This window comes from Corynebacterium sp. MSK297, assembly GCF_030232885.1.
GTDB lineage: Bacteria > Actinomycetota > Actinomycetes > Mycobacteriales > Mycobacteriaceae > Corynebacterium.
Window position 1 is genome coordinate 78,013 of sequence record NZ_JASPGD010000004.1, and the last position, 16,423, is coordinate 94,435.

A 16,423-nucleotide genomic window follows, 5' to 3' on the forward strand; every position below is an offset into this window, starting at 1 on the left:
GCACGGGCGCTCTCTAAACCTGCGTAGTTCGCAGTTTTAGCTAGAAGCAATAATTTTCTTTGGATTGCCCAAAGAGATTCGGTTGAAATGTTTAGTTGCATTATTTACCCCCTCAGTCTTGGTTATTTCAATATCATTTTTTCTAAACTGTTTAAGGCTAGTTCACAGCTTTCTTCCATTGAAAGGCCTCTACGTTTCCCATCACTGCCGATGTTTATTCGTCCATCGACTGTTTCAAGCCCCACGGTGCATTCATCGGTCTGAATTAATTCGCGGAAATGAACGCCGGGAATTTGAGATTCGAGAGGCATGTTTAGCAGTTCTCCGCTTTGCTCTAGCTCAGCCAGCGAATAGTCATCGACTGTGAGTGTTAAGTGCCCTTTGCTACCTGTAGGCAAAGATTCAATTAGATCCTCGGACAAACCGAAATGACACGTTATATGAGTGCCATAGTTTTTGGTTTCAGAAAGTTCCGGGTGAAAATGCAGTCCGGCTTTCTCCCACACCTCATCCGGTGCTTCGTCGCAGAGGTTGAATAATTCGAAGCCTGGGGCATGTCGGTCGGTGGGACCGCGCTCTGGTACCCAGTCAGCGAACTCAACGATGCGGTCTGGATGGTTCTGAGTAGGAGTTTCTCGTGCCGTAGACCCAGTATCTGTGGTCCTATCTGAAGCATGGCTTAGTCCATCTTGTGCTTCGGTGGAAGCACCATGTGGGCTGCACCCGACAATCAGGACTCCTGTTAGCACCGTCGTTGCTAAGCCTATTCGGTTCCAACTCATCGAATTCCCCCTTTTCTTTCACAACTGCGTGGCCCTGGTTATTAGCGGAGTAGCGGTCTCACATTGTGGTTAGACTTTGTGGTTTGGCTCAGGGTTCCCAAGAAAAGAAAATATTTCAATTGCCGCGGAAGCCCGGGTATATGCGAAAGCGCCCCAGACCAACACTGTGGTGAGATCTGGGGCGCTCTCGCGAACCAAACGCTATGGAATTTTCCAAATCAGCCGGATTCCAGCCCGAGCAATCGATGCGGTGCATTGATTGCTTTAAACCCCCTGTGGGCCGGAATCCTGTCGCCTTCTGGAAAGCGCCCCCGAAAGCGCTTTCCGAGAGCACGCTGGCGATACACGAAATAGCCCCCAACGTGTATCCGCTGAATAGGTGGTCCCGGCCGCAACCACTTCTCGGGCCTCCTTTGTCTTCGCAGGCTGTGCCCGAGCAATTGACGCAGTCCTTGACCCCGAGACGTGCCAATCAGTGAACGAGCCTTGGCCATTGCGGTTAGTAGTGTTCCCCCGATACACGCTAGCCGCGCCAAAGCTTAAGACTGAATCGGTCGCCTGCATGAGGCCGTTCCGGAGTAACTGCATCAACGATCCCCCGCTTATTGCCGGTGGTTACAAACATGCTCTCAGCGAATGCTCAAGCGATTTTGATCATTTCGCCAGGATTCATTGTGCATGAAACTTCGTGATTAGTCCCACCATGTCTATTGCTGTGAAATTAAGTGATTAATCAACAAATTTCGAAAAGATGCGGAATATAAAAACTCGTTCGGGAATGTGTTCGAGGGCAATTTTGAATGTTAAATTTTTACTATAAAACAACTGGTTATGATGGGTTTTGCTATGCGCGTCCCTTCGCGACTTTTATATTTTCCAAGGGCAGTAGCATTAAAACGGGTAATCTACAGTTTTCTATAAGATGAGCTTGTGATCGCTGACGGTGGGTCTGCAGAAATAACGTGCCCCGTGGACGATTTTCGAGAGGCGGGAGCCTGTTCGAACCAAGGGATGATTATGACTCTTAGAAGTGCTGCTGATGGGGCGATATAACGGCTCCCGTTTTTACCCTAATTTGGGGGTCTGAGCGCTGCGATGCATCTTATTCAAGGTGGAATAAAATGCTTCTAAAGCGACACCAAACCTGAGACTTTAAGACTTCTTTACGACGGCTGGCTTCAACGTCATCGCGCCGAAACCATCAATCTTGCAATCGATGTTGTGGTCTTCAGGGCCCGTCCCGGCGTCGAAATTGAGCCGAATATTGCGCACCTTTGTGCCAGATTTCAGCGCCTGCTGAGCGCCTTTGACCTTCACTGTTTGGGTAATTGTGATGGAATCACCGTCGGCAAGCTCATTGCCCACACTGTCCTTAATCACGGAGCTGAAAGGCGTCGTGGCCTCTTCATTCGATTCAGTGCTTGGGTTCCACTCGTGTGCACACTCGGGGCAGACGAGCATGGGTGGGAGTTCGTAGGTGAATTCACTGGTGCACTCGGGGCAAGCTGGCAAAGTCATTGACTCATAATAACTGTGTGCCGCGATTAAATAGAAGCCTGCTACTTTGAATTAAGCCCGAATGCAGAGTAAAACGTAGCCGCGCACCTAGCTGATGTCGTTAGGCCGCGGCTGATTCGTCAGCCGAACAGGCAGCCACAATTTTGTACGTGCTACGAGCAAGATAGCTGCCTCAGGTCTCCGAGTAGATCTGAAGAGAGGTTGAGACCATGTGGGCCAGGAGCGGGTTACGTGTTTTATAAAGCGCACTGTTTAGACCCAAACTGCTGAATTCCATCTAAAAACGCCCCGGGGCAGGGAGCCCAGGGGCGCGACATGAATGCAGCGCTGCGCACATAGCGGCGCTCCGTAGGCGGTGCTGAGTTCGCAGCCGCCTACAACAGGACCGGGGGATTGCGAGCCAGCGGTGCCTTAGAAGCGATCGCGGTCCGTGTTAGCCATGGCCAGAACGTCGAGACGCTTGTCCAGATCTTCTTCAGACAAGTCGTCGCCAACGAAGCCCAGGTCAATGACGGCCTCACGGATGGTGATTTCCTTGGCCAGTGCGTGTTTAGCCACCTTTGCGGCGTTCTCGTAACCGATCGCCGAGTTCAACGGGGTCACGATCGATGGGGAAGACTCCGCGGAAGTCTTCATCATCTCGCGGTTTGGCTCAATGTCATCAATCAGGCGCTCAGCACATACGCGGGAGGTGTTTGCCAGCAGACGAGCCGACTCCAGCACATTGCGGGCCATCATCGGGATAAAGACATTCAACTCAAACTGACCCTGGGTGCCACCGAAGGCAACAGCAGCGTCGTTACCGATGACTTGGGCGGAAACCTGGGTAGCGGTCTCACAGAGAACTGGGTTGACCTTACCCGGCATGATGGAAGAACCAGGCTGCAGATCAGCCAGACGAATCTCACCCAGACCAGTCAGTGGACCAGAGCCCATCAGGCGAATGTCGTTGGTGATCTTGTACAACGAACCAGCGACGACCTTCATAGCACCAGAGAATTCCACCAGTGCGTCGCGGTTGGCCTGTGCCTCGAAGTGGTCGACGGCCTCGCGCAGTTCGTCGAGCTCTGTTAGCTTCTTGAGCTCCTCGGTAACTTGTGCACCAAAGTCAGCGGACGTGTTCAGGCCGGTTCCGGTAGCAGTACCGCCGATAGGTAGTTCACCTAGGCGTGGCAGGGTCGCCTTGATGCGCTCGATGCCCAACTCGATCTGGCGGGCATAACCGCCGAATTCCTGTCCCAAGGTGACAGGCACGGCATCCATCAAGTGGGTGCGGCCGGACTTCACGACGTCCTTCCATTCCTTGGCCTTGTTCAACAGCGAATCGTGCAGCTGCTGGAGTCCAGGAATCAGATCCTTCACGGCAGCTTCGGTTGCTGCGACGTGTGTAGCCGTCGGGAAGGTGTCGTTCGAGGACTGGCCCATGTTGACATCGTCATTCGGGTGGACCTCGGTGCCAGCCTGTTTGGCCAAGGAGGCGATGACCTCGTTGGTGTTCATGTTCGACGAAGTACCTGAACCAGTCTGGAAAACGTCGATCGGGAATTCGTCGTCGTACTTGCCGGACGCAATATCCTTAGCAGCAGCAATGATGGCATCAGCCTTGTCAGCGTCCAGCGAGCCGTTGTTCTTATTAACCTGCGCACATGCAGCCTTCAGAAGCCCCATCGCGCGGATCTGTGCAGACTCTAGCCCACGACCAGAAATAGGGAAGTTCTGCACCGCACGCTGGGTCTGTGCGCGCCACAAAGCGTTTTTCGGGACTTTAACTTCGCCCATCGTGTCGTGTTCGATGCGGTATTCTTGCTCGGTCATTTTCTCACCTTCAACTCAATACGTAAGTGCGTAATACGTGCAAATGTGCATCTGTGTAGTCATGCACCGGGCCAAGCTGTGAACTTCAAGCCATAAACTTGAGGTATAAGCCCAAGCCCGTGCTGCCTACCAGTATTCCAGCGTTTGGGAATTATTTCCCGTAGAAGTTGCTGACTATTTGCCGCTGTAATCGACCACGGAGTATTCCTGCAGCTTAGCCAGTTGGTGAATTGATTCGACATAACGGGTGGTGCCGGATTTCGAACGCATTACCAAGCTGCGGGTGACTGCACCGGCAGGTCGATAAGACACCCCGCGGACCATATCGCCATCGGTGACACCAGTGGCAGCGAAGTAGCAGTTGTCGGACGATACCAAGTCATCGGTGGTCAGGACCTTGTCAAGGTCGTGTCCAGCAGCGCGTGCTTTTTCGGCTTCTTCCTCATTCTGCGGCCAGAGTTTGCCCTGAATTTCGCCGCCCATGCACTTCATGGCGCAGGCTGTGATGATGCCTTCCGGGGTGCCGCCAATACCCATCATCATGTCCACGGTGTTTGAATCATGCGATTGTGCTGCTGCAATGGCGCCTGCGACGTCACCGTCCATGATCAAGCGCACTTTGGCACCTGCCTCACGGATTTCTTGGATCAGCTTTTCATGGCGTGGGCGGTCCAGCACGACGACGTTCATCTCTGCGATCTTGATGCCTTTGGCCTTGGCGACGGCGGCGATGTTGTCCGCGACGGATGCGTTGATGTCGATCGCACCACGCGCTTCTGGACCAACTGCGATCTTGTTCATGTAAAAGACCGCGGATGGATCAAACATGGTGCCGCGTTCTGCAGCGGCAATCACGGAAATGGCATTCGGGCGGCCTTCCGCCATCAACCGTGTGCCGTCCACCGGGTCGACGGCAATGTCAACCTGTGGACCTTCACCCGTGCCGACGTTTTCGCCGTTGTAGAGCATCGGAGCTTCGTCTTTTTCGCCCTCGCCAATCACGACGACGCCGTCCATGTGCACCGAATTAATCAGGCTGCGCATGGCATCTACTGCGGCACCGTCGCCCTCATTTTTCTGGCCACGACCTACCCAGCGGCCCGAGGCCAAAGCAGCAGCTTCGGTGACGCGGACCAGCTCCATGGCAAGGTTGCGGTCAGGGATATACGAGGTGGGAGCGGACATGAATCCTCCTGTGTCATGAGTCTTAGCTCTAGTACGGTTCAAGTGTTTTCGGATGCGCGTGCTCTAGGCATCTCGCTTGAGCACAAACATTATTGCCATTGTTCCACTAAATTGGTCAATTGTTGTGGGACGCACCCTATAGAGGGCTAATAAAGGCGACAAAATGCGGTAGTCATGTCATACTGTTGAGCGTGGCTGGCGAATCTAAAAAACCTGCAATTTTTCAAGGCGGTCGAGATATGGTTATCTCTGTCGCCGTCATTGTTATTGCCATGATCGTGGTGGTCGCACCGACCGGCCTCTGGTCATATAGCCCCGGTGAACCGGAGTTTGAGCCCGTTCATGAGGTCGACCCGCAGGCTTTTATCGATAACGAAGCTCGCGCCGCCGACTATGACATCTTTTTTCCCGACACGCCAGATAATTGGGTGCCGAATTCCGCACGACGGAAGCTGATTGCTGGTGAATCTTCGACCGTCGTCGGTTGGGTTACTGCAGAACGCGGCTTCATCCAGATTGCGCAGACCGGTGTTCCCCTCGACCAGGCACTACAAGCTTTTGATAGTAAGTACCGGCCGCACGAGGAAACCCGGCAGGTTTCTGGCCGAGAAGTCACGCTGAAATTTTCCGACGATGATTCGGTTAGCCGGTTGTGGGGCGTGGAAAAAGACGGCACGACGGTGCTTTTCGACGGAGTGGCTTCTGACGATGAATTCGCCACGATCATCGAGGCAACACTGCAGGCTGAGGCTTATCGGCCTGCTTAAGCGGCTCGTCGAGCGCCCATGGCACCATTACACGTTGTAATATAGCTCGAATTCCTTCGGTGTTGGGCCCTTGCGCAGCGGTATGATCTCTTTGTCGTATTTCAACTGGATATGCGCGTCGATCAACGAATCACTAAACACGCTGGTGCGGGTGAGAAACTCGCGGTCATTATCCAATGCTTCCAAGGAACGCTCTAGGGAATACGGCACGCGCTCGACTTTCTGGGCCCGGGCGCTGTCGGCATCAGATAAATCGAAATCTGCTGGCGGTCCTGGATCAATCTGGTTCTGAATCCCGTCCAGCCCAGCCAACAACTGCGCGGCAAAACCCAGATAGGGGTTCCCCGAAGGGTCGGGAGCACGGAATTCTAAGCGCTTGGCTGCCGGGCTGTTACCAGCTGCCGGAATTCGAATCGCTGCCGAACGGTTTGATTCCGAATACGCCAAGTTAACCGGAGCTTCAAAACCGGAATACAAACGCCGGTAGGAGTTCGCTGTCGGATTGGTAAACGCCAACACTGCGCCTGCGTGTTTGAGTAACCCACCGATATACCAGCGCCCCAGATCCGAGAGTCCGGCATAGCCGTCGCCATAGAACAACGGTTCGCCGTCCTTCCACAGCGACTGGTGCGCGTGCATGCCGCAACCGCCGTCGTTTTCCAATGGCTTCGGCATAAACGTCGCGGTTTGCCCCATCGCTTCGGCGGTATTTTTCACGATGTATTTGAACGTTTGTAAATCATCGCCGGCTGCCAGCAAGGTGTTGAACTTGTAGTTGACTTCTTGCACGCCGCCAGTGGCAATTTCGTGGTGAAAGCGCTCAACTTCAAAACCACAGGTGGTGAGGTGATGCGCGATCTCATCGCGAACCGCGATGGTTTTATCGTACGGTGCGACGGGGAAATAGCCATCATTAATTTGGATTTGGTTTCCCCGGTTTGGTTCGCCATTAACCATGGTCTTTTCCCCGGAACGCCACCAGCCCTCGTCGGAATCGACGTGGTGGAATGCAGAGTTGACCGCGGTGGAATAGCGTACGGAATCGAATACGAAAAATTCCGCCTCGCAGCCGATATAGCAGGTATCAGCGATACCAGTTTCTCTCAGATATTCCTCAGCATGCCGTGCAATGCTGCGCGGGTCTCGGGAATACGCGGCACCATCGGAATCCGGTTTGTGCACGAAAAACTTCATATTGACGGTCTTACGTGCCCGGAAAGGATCGATATAAGCGGTCGAAATATCCGGGTGCAGCATCATGTCGGATTCATCGACTGTTGCGAAGCCGTCGATAGAAGATCCGTCAAAGGCAAATCCTTCGCTGGCAGCCTCTTCGGTAAAAGCGCTAGCGGGAATGGTCAGTGCGTGTTCAATGCCCCGCAAGTCAGTAAAGCGCATGTCCAAATATTCGACGGAATGAGCTTCAAAATAGTCCAGTAACTCGGTCACAGTAGTGACTGCCATGGCTGCTCCTCGCAGATTTATCGATGTCCAGCAGAAGTAGAAGTATCACTAGCAAAACGGTTGGTAGCAGACGGGTTGTTTGCACAAGCGTCTGCGCAAGCGCGAAGAGCTACTTCAGCGCCGGGGTATCCCACAATTTGAGTGAGGTGCCAATGCCTTTGTCCACAGCATTGTGGTACACATCCGTTGCCCAAGCGACGTCTTCGACCGGCATACCGCCGACCGAATAACAAATAATCTGCTCATCGTTTTCCCGGCCAACAGCTTTGCCAGAGGCAATATCACCCATATTGGTAATCTGTTGTGGATCCAACCGTGACTCTTTGATCATGTCATACCAGGCGCTGCCAATGATGCCGAGTGATTTATATGTTTGGCCTGGACCGTTTTCCCGGTACCACTCGTCATACAGACCTTCATAGTCCCAGACCAGGGTGCACTCGTCAGATGCTAGGAAATCTTCATCCATACGAGCCGCTGCAGGGCAGAGCAACAAGGCACCGGGTTTGATCCATTCTTTTTTGAAATACGGATAAGCTTCCGGGCCATCTGCTGATGTCGTTGTTGCGGAAATGCAGATATCTGAACCTTCAATGGCTGCTTGTTCGGAATCAACCACAGTGACCTCGACGTCGTAATTGTCACGGATCCAGTCCGCAGCCTGCTCCGTCGAACCAGTGCTGCGGCCTTTCAACTTCACATGTTTAATGGATGGCCGCTGCGAAATAGCAGAACCCAGGATGGTCCGGGCCATCACACCCGGGCCAATGATGCCCACGGTTTCCGCATTGTCAACCGCTAAGTGCTTGACACCAACGCCTGGGACAGCTCCCGTGCGATAGGCCGAAAGCAGGTTCGCCGACATAATCGACAATGGAGCACCAGTATCGGCGTCGTTAAGAACAAAGACGTGAATGGAACGAGGCAGATCTTTCTTCCGGTTTTCTGCATTCGAGCCGTACCATTTCACGCCTGTATTACGGAAACGGCCCCCGAGATATGCAGGCATGGCCATGAATCGGCGATCCGGACCGTCGGCAGGCATGGACTCGTGCTCAGGATTAGCCGGGAAACTGATCTGCGCGCCGTGCGAATTCGCAGTAGCACCCGCCATGCGGTAATCACCTTCGGCGAGCAAAATGAGAGTTTCTTCCATCGCCTCGACGCACTGCGCAGAGTCAGTGACCCCAGCGTCGATCATGTCCTGCTCAGACAAATAGAGAAAATCAATTCGAGTATCATTTTCCGTGCTCAATGGTATTCCTTTCCAGAAAATCACCCTGCTACCGGTACCGGCCACAGTGATGTCATCCACGCTACACAGAAATGATGGGCGGCGTTCTATGCGAGAGCTTCTGGTGGGAAACCGTCCTTAAGAATCGACAGCCGTATCCGTGTCAGTATCAGCATCGTGCTGTTCCTGACCACCACGGGCATTCATAGCCTCGTCGACGCGTTTACTGGCGCGGTCTAAATGCTCCTCACAACGCTTAGCCAGAGCTTCTCCGCGTTCCCAATACTTGAGTGATTCATCCAGGCCCATCTGTCCCAGCTCCAGGATTTTCACCGTTTCGATGAGCTCGTCGCGGGCTTGTTCATAGCTGAGGTTTTCAACAGGGGTTTGCTCGCTCGGGTTTCCGGTGCCAAAAGAATCGTTCATGGTGCAACCTTTCTTGAAATAATTTGCTGACTGGTTCACTGGCTCACTGGCTAACAATGATGCTCGCTTGTCAACGGGCTAATCCGCGCGTTGGGTTCCCATGCCCGCCGCGGTGATCGAGCCATCAGAGACACGAATTCGTAGCTGGGAACCAGGAGGTGACTGGTCGATGGTGGTTACCACTTCCGAACCACCGTCACGTGGAAGCACCTGCACGATGGAATAACCACGCTCTAAGGTCGATGCCGGACCCAACGCCGAAACCTGTCCGCGTAACGCAGCCACCCGAGAAGTCTCCTGACCGAGCACATGCCGCATCTCGCGCCGAATTGAACTCAGTGCAGTATCGAGCTCATCGCGCCGGGCTTTAATGGGCGTGCGCGGGTCCGCCAGGACAGGACGAGAACGTAACGAATCCAGATTGTTTCGCTCCCGGGCTACCCACTGACCGACGGCGTGTGCCATGCGGGCGCGTGCTTCGTCGAGAAGTGCGTGTTCCTCGGCAACATCCGGGACCACCCGTTTAGCCGCATCCGTCGGGGTTGCTGCGCGCAGATCGGCCACATTGTCCAACACCGGCGAATCAGGTTCGTGCCCAATCGCCGAAACCACCGGGGTGCGTGCGGCAGACACAGCGCGCTGCAGCGCTTCTTCCGAAAACGGCAAAAGATCCTCGACACTGCCGCCACCGCGCGCGATGATGATGACATCCACCTCATCATCAGCATCCAATTTCTCTAGTGCCTCTATCACTTGGCTCACGGCTTGGGCACCTTGCACGGCGGTGTTGAGTACCCGGAAATTAACCTGTGGCCACCGGTCGCGGGCGACAGACAACACGTCGCGTTCTGCTGCCGAGCCGCGGCCGGTGATCAAACCGATGGTGCGCGGAAGATGGGGAAGCGGCAGCTTCCGCGAGGCGTCGAAAAGCCCCTCTGCAGCCAATGCCCGACGCAGGTTTTCGATACGGGCTAGTAATTCGCCAACTCCGACGTGACGGATTTCGGTGACCCACAGCGAAAATGAACCCCGGCCGGCATAAAACGCGGGCTTGCCATAAACCACGATGCGGTCGCCATCTTTGATTGGGGTTGGTAGATTTTGCAACAACGCCGTGGAAGCCGTCAATGAGACCGACATTTCTTGGTTTACATCGCGCAGCGTGAGGTAGGATAGCTTCCACGAAGGTTTCATATTGATTTGGGTGAGCTGACCTTCCACCCACACATAGCCAAGCCGCTCAATCCAGCCTTTGACCTCGGTATTAACAGTGCTGACTGACCATGGATTCTCGAATGTTGCGGGTGGTCTACTCAACAATGATCCCTTCGCTTCACGACGAGTATGTGCTGGCCGACCTGAAAAAGCCGTCCTAATGCTCGCCCATTGTACTGGGTGTTGACGTATTGGATACCCTGGAAGGCATGACTGAACAGGCTGTGCAAGAACCCAATGTTCTCCTCGCGGCACCCCGAGGATATTGCGCCGGAGTGGACCGTGCCGTAGAGACGGTGGAAAAGGCCTTAGAAAAATATGGCGCGCCGATTTACGTGCGCAAAGAAATTGTGCACAACAAATACGTCGTGCAATCCTTCGAGAAGAAAGGCGTTATTTTCGTCAATGAAGCCGAAGAAGCGCCTGAAGGTGCACACTTGGTGTTTTCTGCGCACGGAATCTCACCGGCTGTACGTGCCGAAGCTTCTGAGCGTAAGCAGCTCACGCTTGATGCAACCTGCCCGCTGGTGACCAAGGTACATCGGGAAGCGGAACGCTTTGCCCGGGATGGCTACCATATCTTGCTCGTTGGTCACGAAGGCCACGAGGAGGTCGAAGGTACCGCCGGGCACGCGCCAGAGGTAACTTATCTTGTCGACGGCGTCGAAGGTGTCGGCCAGCTGCCAGAATCTCTGGTTGATGAAAAAATTGTGTGGCTTTCACAAACCACGCTGTCGGTCACTGAAACCATGGATATCGTGAACAAGCTGCGCGAGCGTTTCCCACACCTGGAAAACCCACCGAGCGACGATATCTGCTACGCGACGCAAAACCGCCAGGAATCAGTACGCGCGATTGCTCCGCATTGCGAATTGATGATAGTGGTGGGTTCTACCAATTCATCGAATTCCAAGCGTTTGGTTGAAGTCGCGCTTGATGCCGGTTCCACAGCGTCGTATTTGGTGGACTTTGCCGACGAGATCAAAGAAGAATGGCTGGATGGCGTGGAAACAGTCGGCGTCACCTGTGGTGCTTCGGTACCGGAATTATTGGTGCGTGACGTCGTCGAATGGTTGGATCAGCGCGGTTATTCTCGTGTCAAAGAAGTGACGACGACTACCGAAACTATCCAATTTTCACTGCCCCGCGATCTGCGTCCAGCGCGTAATCGTAATCGGAAAAAACCGGCTCACAATTAAGTTGCTAAGCCGTAAGCCATTAATCCGGCTGCGGGCCCCGTTTAATTAATCAGCCGCGTTATTGACTAGATGCGTTAATAACGCGGCTGATTTGTTCTGCGTTGCCGCGTTGTGCTGCTGGAATAATTATCTTGTGCGTTAGCGGTGGACTGCCGGTTAGTAGACCGCCGGTTAACCGTACGCTGTGGCTCTGCGGGTCGGATATATTCTTTCTGTCCGCTTTCGGTCTCTGCGTATCGAGGCTGTCGTTGCGGCTGTGGTCGCAGCCGATTTTCGGTTTGTGATTGGGGCAAACGCGAGGATCGAACCGGCGAGCGCGTGACGTTATCAGCGCGATTGCGGGCCATGAGTTCTTCCACCGTGACCCGGTTGGTGCGCTCACGGGCCCGGGATGTTGAGCGGATATTACGGCGGTCAGACTCCCGCTGGTTGGTGCGTCGCTGACGACGCGAACGGTCATGAATCTTTGCCTGCCCGCGCAACAGCATGAGGCGTACAACAGCGATGACTACCGTGAGCACCGTGATGAGTGCGAGCGTTGGGAAGTATTCGACCACCGCATAAATTGATGTCCATACCATTGTCCGAGAAGCCCAATTTGCCCCGTCTGGCGCTGCAGCTGCGTTGTTGGCCCACGAAGTGAAAAACGCGAAAATTCCAAAAAATAAGGGCTGTGGTGCCACAGTAAGAAACAGCGATTCTGGCTCCACAAACAGTGTGACAAATACTGCAGCGACTAAAAAGCACAACAAAAACGGCCAGCCGAGGCCGTTAGCCAAAATACTCAGTAATAATCCTGTCACGCTGGCGGCCAGCACAAGTACGAGTGCAAACGACAACGACAGGCCTGTGAAACCTGGCGCGGGGGACCTTCGAGACTGGGTAGACACAATCGATCATCTTAGCCCAAGTTAGGGCCGTGATAGTCTGCGACATCTGGGTTTAGCGGGGTGGAGGTTACACCCAGTTCTCCGTCATCAGTGTAAGGATTTGTGACGCTGTGCCGAGATCGCTGTGCAGCATGGTACGGCTTGGTTGTCTCTCGTGAGCTCACGCCCATCTCGGCGAGTCGCCGTGCCGTGACCATCACTCGGGAATCCAGCGAGGAAAGGGTTGAATTGTACGCATCGACTGCTTTGTCGAGGCTTCGTCCCACGCGATTATAGTGTTCTCCAACGGTATTTAACCGAGAATACAATTGTCTGCCTAGCTCGTGAATTTCTTGTGCTTTGTCGGAAAAATCCTCTTGGCGCCAACCCAGCGCCACTGTGCGCAGCAACCCGAACAGACTGGTAGGCGTTGCGATCACGATATTGCGCTCGAAAGCGTATTCCAGCAAGTCCGGGTCGGTATTCAAAGCAGAATCCAGAAATGGATCAGCAGGCACGAACATGACAACGAACTCCGGACTCGGCTGGAAAGCATCGAGGTAAGGCTTGGCGGAAAGGTTTGCCACGTGTGTGCGTACTAAGTGCGCGTGCCGACGCAAATAGCCGGCGTGTTCTTCTGGATCATTAGTATCGAGCGCATCCAGATACGAAGAAAACGGTACTTTGGCATCAACGACGATCTGTCTACCACCAGCCAAATGGATGATCATATCGGGGCGCACGATTTTATCGCCCAGCCGCGCAGTTGCTTGCGTTTTGAAATCGCAGTGCTCAACCATGCCACCTAACTCGACGACGCGCTCGAGCTGCATCTCGCCCCAGCGTCCACGTACGTTTGGACTGCGTAACGCATTGACCAGCTGATCAGTCCGCTCGTTCAAGCGGGTGGAGGTACGAGATAGTGCTTGCATCTGACTGCTCAGCGAAGCCGCGGTGTGGCTGCGCTCAGATTCCATAGCGCGCAACTGCCCGTCGATATTTGCGAGTGAGCGTTCGACGACCGCCAGTGACTCCAGGGCAGGCGTTAGTGTGACCGGTGCCGGGCCTGCCGGAACTGAGCTGTCTGGAGTTGAGCCGTTTGGGGCTGGTGTTGTATCCGACGCGCCGACAGGAAGCCGCTGTGTTTGGTGCTGTTGGCGGCTGCCATGGGCAAACCACCCGAGCGCGATGCCCAAAAGAAGCGCAATGATCATGCCAACGACGGAAGCTGCAGAGATAGTCATGAATTCACTCGAAAATCTTCGTGTTGCTTAGCTTTTCCCGCTGCTATCGCGGTCGGTTGGTCTGGATCGCGACAGTTTCGACCACCAACGTTCCAAACGCTCGGTGGCAAGACGGTGTTTGTGGCGTTCTGGATCGTTGTTCTGTGGACGCGCATCCAGATCGATGCGTTTTTCTAAGAGATCCTCGAGGTCGTCGTCAAGATGGATTGTGGCTTCTTTGGTGTATTTGGCGGCATCCTCGTGGGCGTGGGCCTGCGAGCTGCCATCTTGACGCCAAGTTCGACGCAGGCTGCGACCGTTATCTTCGGTAAATTTCGCAGCTAGCTCACCGGCGATGGTGACAGAAGTGATATCGCGGGCGCGGCGTTCTCCAGAATCTAATGTCAGCAGATCCTGAATATAGCGGTAGCACACTGCGACCATTGCAGCGACTGGTACGGCCAAGAACGCACCGATGAGACCAAACAGGGCGGCGCCGGTGATCACAGAGATTAAAACGACGACTGGGTGTAGGTTCATCGCGCGTGCCTGGAACCAGGGAGACAGAATATTGCTTTCGATTTGTTGGACAGCGACGACGAGGATCAACACTATAATTGCCTCGGTGAAACCGAGACTCACCAGTGCGATCAGCGTCGACAAGGCGCCTGCGGTGATAGCGCCGGCGAAGGGAATGAATCCCGCCATGAAGGTAATGATAGCCAGGGCCAATGCCAGAGGCACGCCGATGATGACTAGGCCGAGGCCGATGAACACCGCGTCGATCAGGGACACCAACGCTTGTGCGCGGATGAATCCGCCGAGGGTGAGCCATGCGCGGGTGAACAGCTCGGTTAAGTGCCATCCGGTACGACGTCCGGTGGCGCGGCGTAGCCAAGGCAGGAATTTATGTCCGTCTTTGAGGAAGAAAAATGTCAATACCAAGACGACGAAAATAGTGATCACTACTGATGTTGCGGTCTCTATACCTGCGAATACACCGCCGACGATGGTGTCGGCTTGTTCCTGTAACCAAGTGAATATTTCTTCAATGACGTTGGATAGGTCTTCACTATTGAGATGCAGCGGCGGGCCTTGTAGCCAGACCTGCACGCGTTGGATGCCTTCAACCGTCTGTAAGTAAAGCCCTTGGGATTGACGGACAAAATCCGGTGCAATATAAAAAATGGTGCCGCTGACCAACCCGACGAATCCACTCAAGGTCAGTAATGCCGCGAGTGCGCTGGGAAAACCCGCTTTGCGTAAGCGGCTCGAGATAGGGGCCAAAACCGTGCAGATGATCAGCGCAAAGGTGATGGGAAGTACGCCTGCCCAGAAACGACCGAGGATGCGGCCCAAAAAGTAGACAAAAACACCCAAAATAATAAGGCGCAGAGCCCAGGTGGCGGCCTCCTTGATGACGTGGCCGAGCACCACTGAACGATCGACTTGATCGCCGGGTGGGTGCGGTGTGATTTCCGACCACTCGATATCCTGCGGAGCAGACTCCGCTTCTCCGGAATCGCTTGCTCGGTTTGGCTTTGTACTCACGCCTATTATCATGCCTTATTCACAGCAGTGAGGCGAAGAAGCCCAGAGGTCGAAGCTTGTGCAGCTAATAAGTTAGGATGAGCGCTGTGAGTCTTACTTTAGGAATCGTCGGATTGCCCAATGTCGGCAAGTCCACTTTGTTTAATGCCCTGACCCGTAGCGAAATTTTGGCAGCGAACTATCCGTTCGCCACCATCGAGCCCAACGTTGGCCAGGTGGAACTGCCGGATCCGCGATTGCGCCGTTTAGCAGAAATTTTTTCCTCAGAACGTATCCTGCCAGCCATCGTGTCCTTCGTTGATATTGCTGGCATCGTGAAAGGTGCCTCGGAAGGCGAAGGCATGGGCAATGCTTTCCTGTCAAATATCCGGGAGGCTGATGCGATCTGTCAGGTGGTCCGAGCCTTTGCCGACGATAACGTGATCCACGTGGACGGCAAGGTGGACCCCACCAGCGATATTTCGATCATCAACACTGAGCTGATACTCGCGGACCTGCAGACTCTGGAAAAGGCGCTGCCTAGGCTGGAAAAAGACGCGAAAAAGAATAAAGATTTAGGCGAGGTTGTCGAAGCAGCAAAAGCAGCACGCGCGATCCTGGAAGATGATCGCACCCTGTATGCAGCGGCCAAAAACGGTGAAATTGAACTAGCTCCATTGCGTGAGCTGCATCTGATGACCACCAAGCCGTTTTTGTACGTCTTTAACTCCGATGAGGGAGTACTGACCGACGAGGCGAAGCGCGCGGAATTGGCAGAATTGGTGGCACCAGCAGATTGTGTGTTCTTGGATGCGAAAACCGAAACCGAGCTGTTGGAACTGGAAGAAGACGAAGCTGCTGAGCTTTTGGAATCTGTCGGACAAACGGAGCCAGGACTGAATACGCTGGCTCGCGCCGGCTTTGAAACCTTGGGATTGCAGACCTATCTGACGGCCGGACCGAAAGAAGCCCGTGCCTGGACCATCAAGAAAGGTGCCACCGCACCACAGGCAGCTGGCGTGATCCACTCCGATTTCGAAAAAACCTTCATTAAAGGCGAGATCGTATCGTTTTCTGACTTGGATGAAGCTGGTTCGATGGTTGCTGCCCGCAACGCCGGTAAGGTGCGTTTGGAAGGCAAGGACTACATTATGCAGGACGGCGACGTGTGTGACTGGAAAACCGGAGCGTAACTG

At 54.2% G+C, this 16,423-nt stretch carries 14 protein-coding genes; 3 read left to right on the forward strand and 11 right to left on the reverse strand.

Features of this window, described 5'->3' with window-relative positions:
- Positions 1-122: 122 nt before the first annotated feature.
- The 4 genes from QP888_RS05480 to glpX form a co-directional block, all read right to left on the reverse strand.
- A complete protein-coding gene (locus QP888_RS05480) occupies positions 123-782 on the reverse strand; it encodes a DUF3558 family protein (protein WP_284812496.1) in 660 nt (219 codons plus the stop codon).
- A 1,152-nt stretch (positions 783-1,934) separates the two neighbouring features.
- Positions 1,935-2,300 (reverse strand): zinc ribbon domain-containing protein YjdM, encoded by a 366-nt coding sequence (locus tag QP888_RS05485; RefSeq protein ID WP_284812497.1) that lies wholly within the window; start codon positions 2,298-2,300, stop codon positions 1,935-1,937.
- A gap of 411 nt (positions 2,301-2,711) precedes the next feature.
- Entirely contained in the window at positions 2,712-4,115 is a 1,404-nt protein-coding gene (locus QP888_RS05490; protein WP_284812498.1) for a class II fumarate hydratase, read from the reverse strand.
- A gap of 174 nt (positions 4,116-4,289) precedes the next feature.
- Positions 4,290-5,300 carry a class II fructose-bisphosphatase gene (gene glpX, locus QP888_RS05495; protein ID WP_284812499.1) on the reverse strand — a complete coding sequence of 337 codons (1,011 nt, stop codon included), beginning with the start codon at positions 5,298-5,300 and terminating at the stop codon, positions 4,290-4,292.
- 191 nt (positions 5,301-5,491) lie between these two features.
- Between glpX and QP888_RS05500 the strand changes: the two genes are divergently transcribed.
- Complete coding sequence (locus tag QP888_RS05500) at positions 5,492-6,067, forward strand: DUF4245 domain-containing protein (RefSeq protein WP_284812500.1); 576 nt, start codon at positions 5,492-5,494, stop codon at positions 6,065-6,067.
- 27 nt (positions 6,068-6,094) lie between these two features.
- On the opposite strand, the gene glnA is transcribed toward QP888_RS05500, so the two are convergent.
- The 4 genes from glnA to xseA form a co-directional block, all read right to left on the reverse strand.
- Positions 6,095-7,531 (reverse strand): type I glutamate--ammonia ligase, encoded by a 1,437-nt coding sequence (gene glnA, locus QP888_RS05505; protein ID WP_284812501.1) that lies wholly within the window; start codon positions 7,529-7,531, stop codon positions 6,095-6,097.
- Between the two features lie 109 nt (positions 7,532-7,640).
- Positions 7,641-8,786 carry an ornithine cyclodeaminase family protein gene (locus QP888_RS05510; RefSeq protein ID WP_284812502.1) on the reverse strand — a complete coding sequence of 382 codons (1,146 nt, stop codon included), beginning with the start codon at positions 8,784-8,786 and terminating at the stop codon, positions 7,641-7,643.
- A gap of 117 nt (positions 8,787-8,903) precedes the next feature.
- Positions 8,904-9,191, reverse strand: coding sequence for an exodeoxyribonuclease VII small subunit (locus QP888_RS05515; protein ID WP_284812503.1), 288 nt, complete (start codon positions 9,189-9,191; stop codon positions 8,904-8,906).
- A gap of 78 nt (positions 9,192-9,269) precedes the next feature.
- Positions 9,270-10,508, reverse strand: coding sequence for an exodeoxyribonuclease VII large subunit (gene xseA, locus QP888_RS05520; protein WP_284812504.1), 1,239 nt, complete (start codon positions 10,506-10,508; stop codon positions 9,270-9,272).
- 107 nt (positions 10,509-10,615) lie between these two features.
- Here xseA and QP888_RS05525 point away from each other — a divergent pair, with 107 nt between their 5' ends.
- Positions 10,616-11,605 carry a 4-hydroxy-3-methylbut-2-enyl diphosphate reductase gene (locus QP888_RS05525; protein WP_284812505.1) on the forward strand — a complete coding sequence of 330 codons (990 nt, stop codon included), beginning with the start codon at positions 10,616-10,618 and terminating at the stop codon, positions 11,603-11,605.
- 74 nt (positions 11,606-11,679) lie between these two features.
- On the opposite strand, the gene QP888_RS05530 is transcribed toward QP888_RS05525, so the two are convergent.
- The 3 genes from QP888_RS05530 to QP888_RS05540 are packed head-to-tail and all read right to left on the reverse strand — an operon-like array spanning position 11,680 to position 15,248.
- On the reverse strand, positions 11,680-12,495 hold the full coding sequence (locus QP888_RS05530) for a DUF6542 domain-containing protein (protein WP_284812506.1): 816 nt from the start codon (positions 12,493-12,495) through the stop codon (positions 11,680-11,682).
- Between the two features lie 11 nt (positions 12,496-12,506).
- Positions 12,507-13,718, reverse strand: a complete 1,212-nt coding sequence (locus QP888_RS05535) for a DNA recombination protein RmuC (protein WP_284812507.1) — start codon at positions 13,716-13,718, stop codon at positions 12,507-12,509.
- Positions 13,719-13,745: 27 nt separating this feature from the next.
- On the reverse strand, positions 13,746-15,248 hold the full coding sequence (locus tag QP888_RS05540; RefSeq protein ID WP_502869123.1) for an AI-2E family transporter: 1,503 nt from the start codon (positions 15,246-15,248) through the stop codon (positions 13,746-13,748).
- A gap of 86 nt (positions 15,249-15,334) precedes the next feature.
- Here QP888_RS05540 and ychF point away from each other — a divergent pair, with 86 nt between their 5' ends.
- On the forward strand, positions 15,335-16,420 hold the full coding sequence (gene ychF, locus QP888_RS05545) for a redox-regulated ATPase YchF (protein ID WP_284812508.1): 1,086 nt from the start codon (positions 15,335-15,337) through the stop codon (positions 16,418-16,420).
- Positions 16,421-16,423 lie beyond the last annotated feature (3 nt).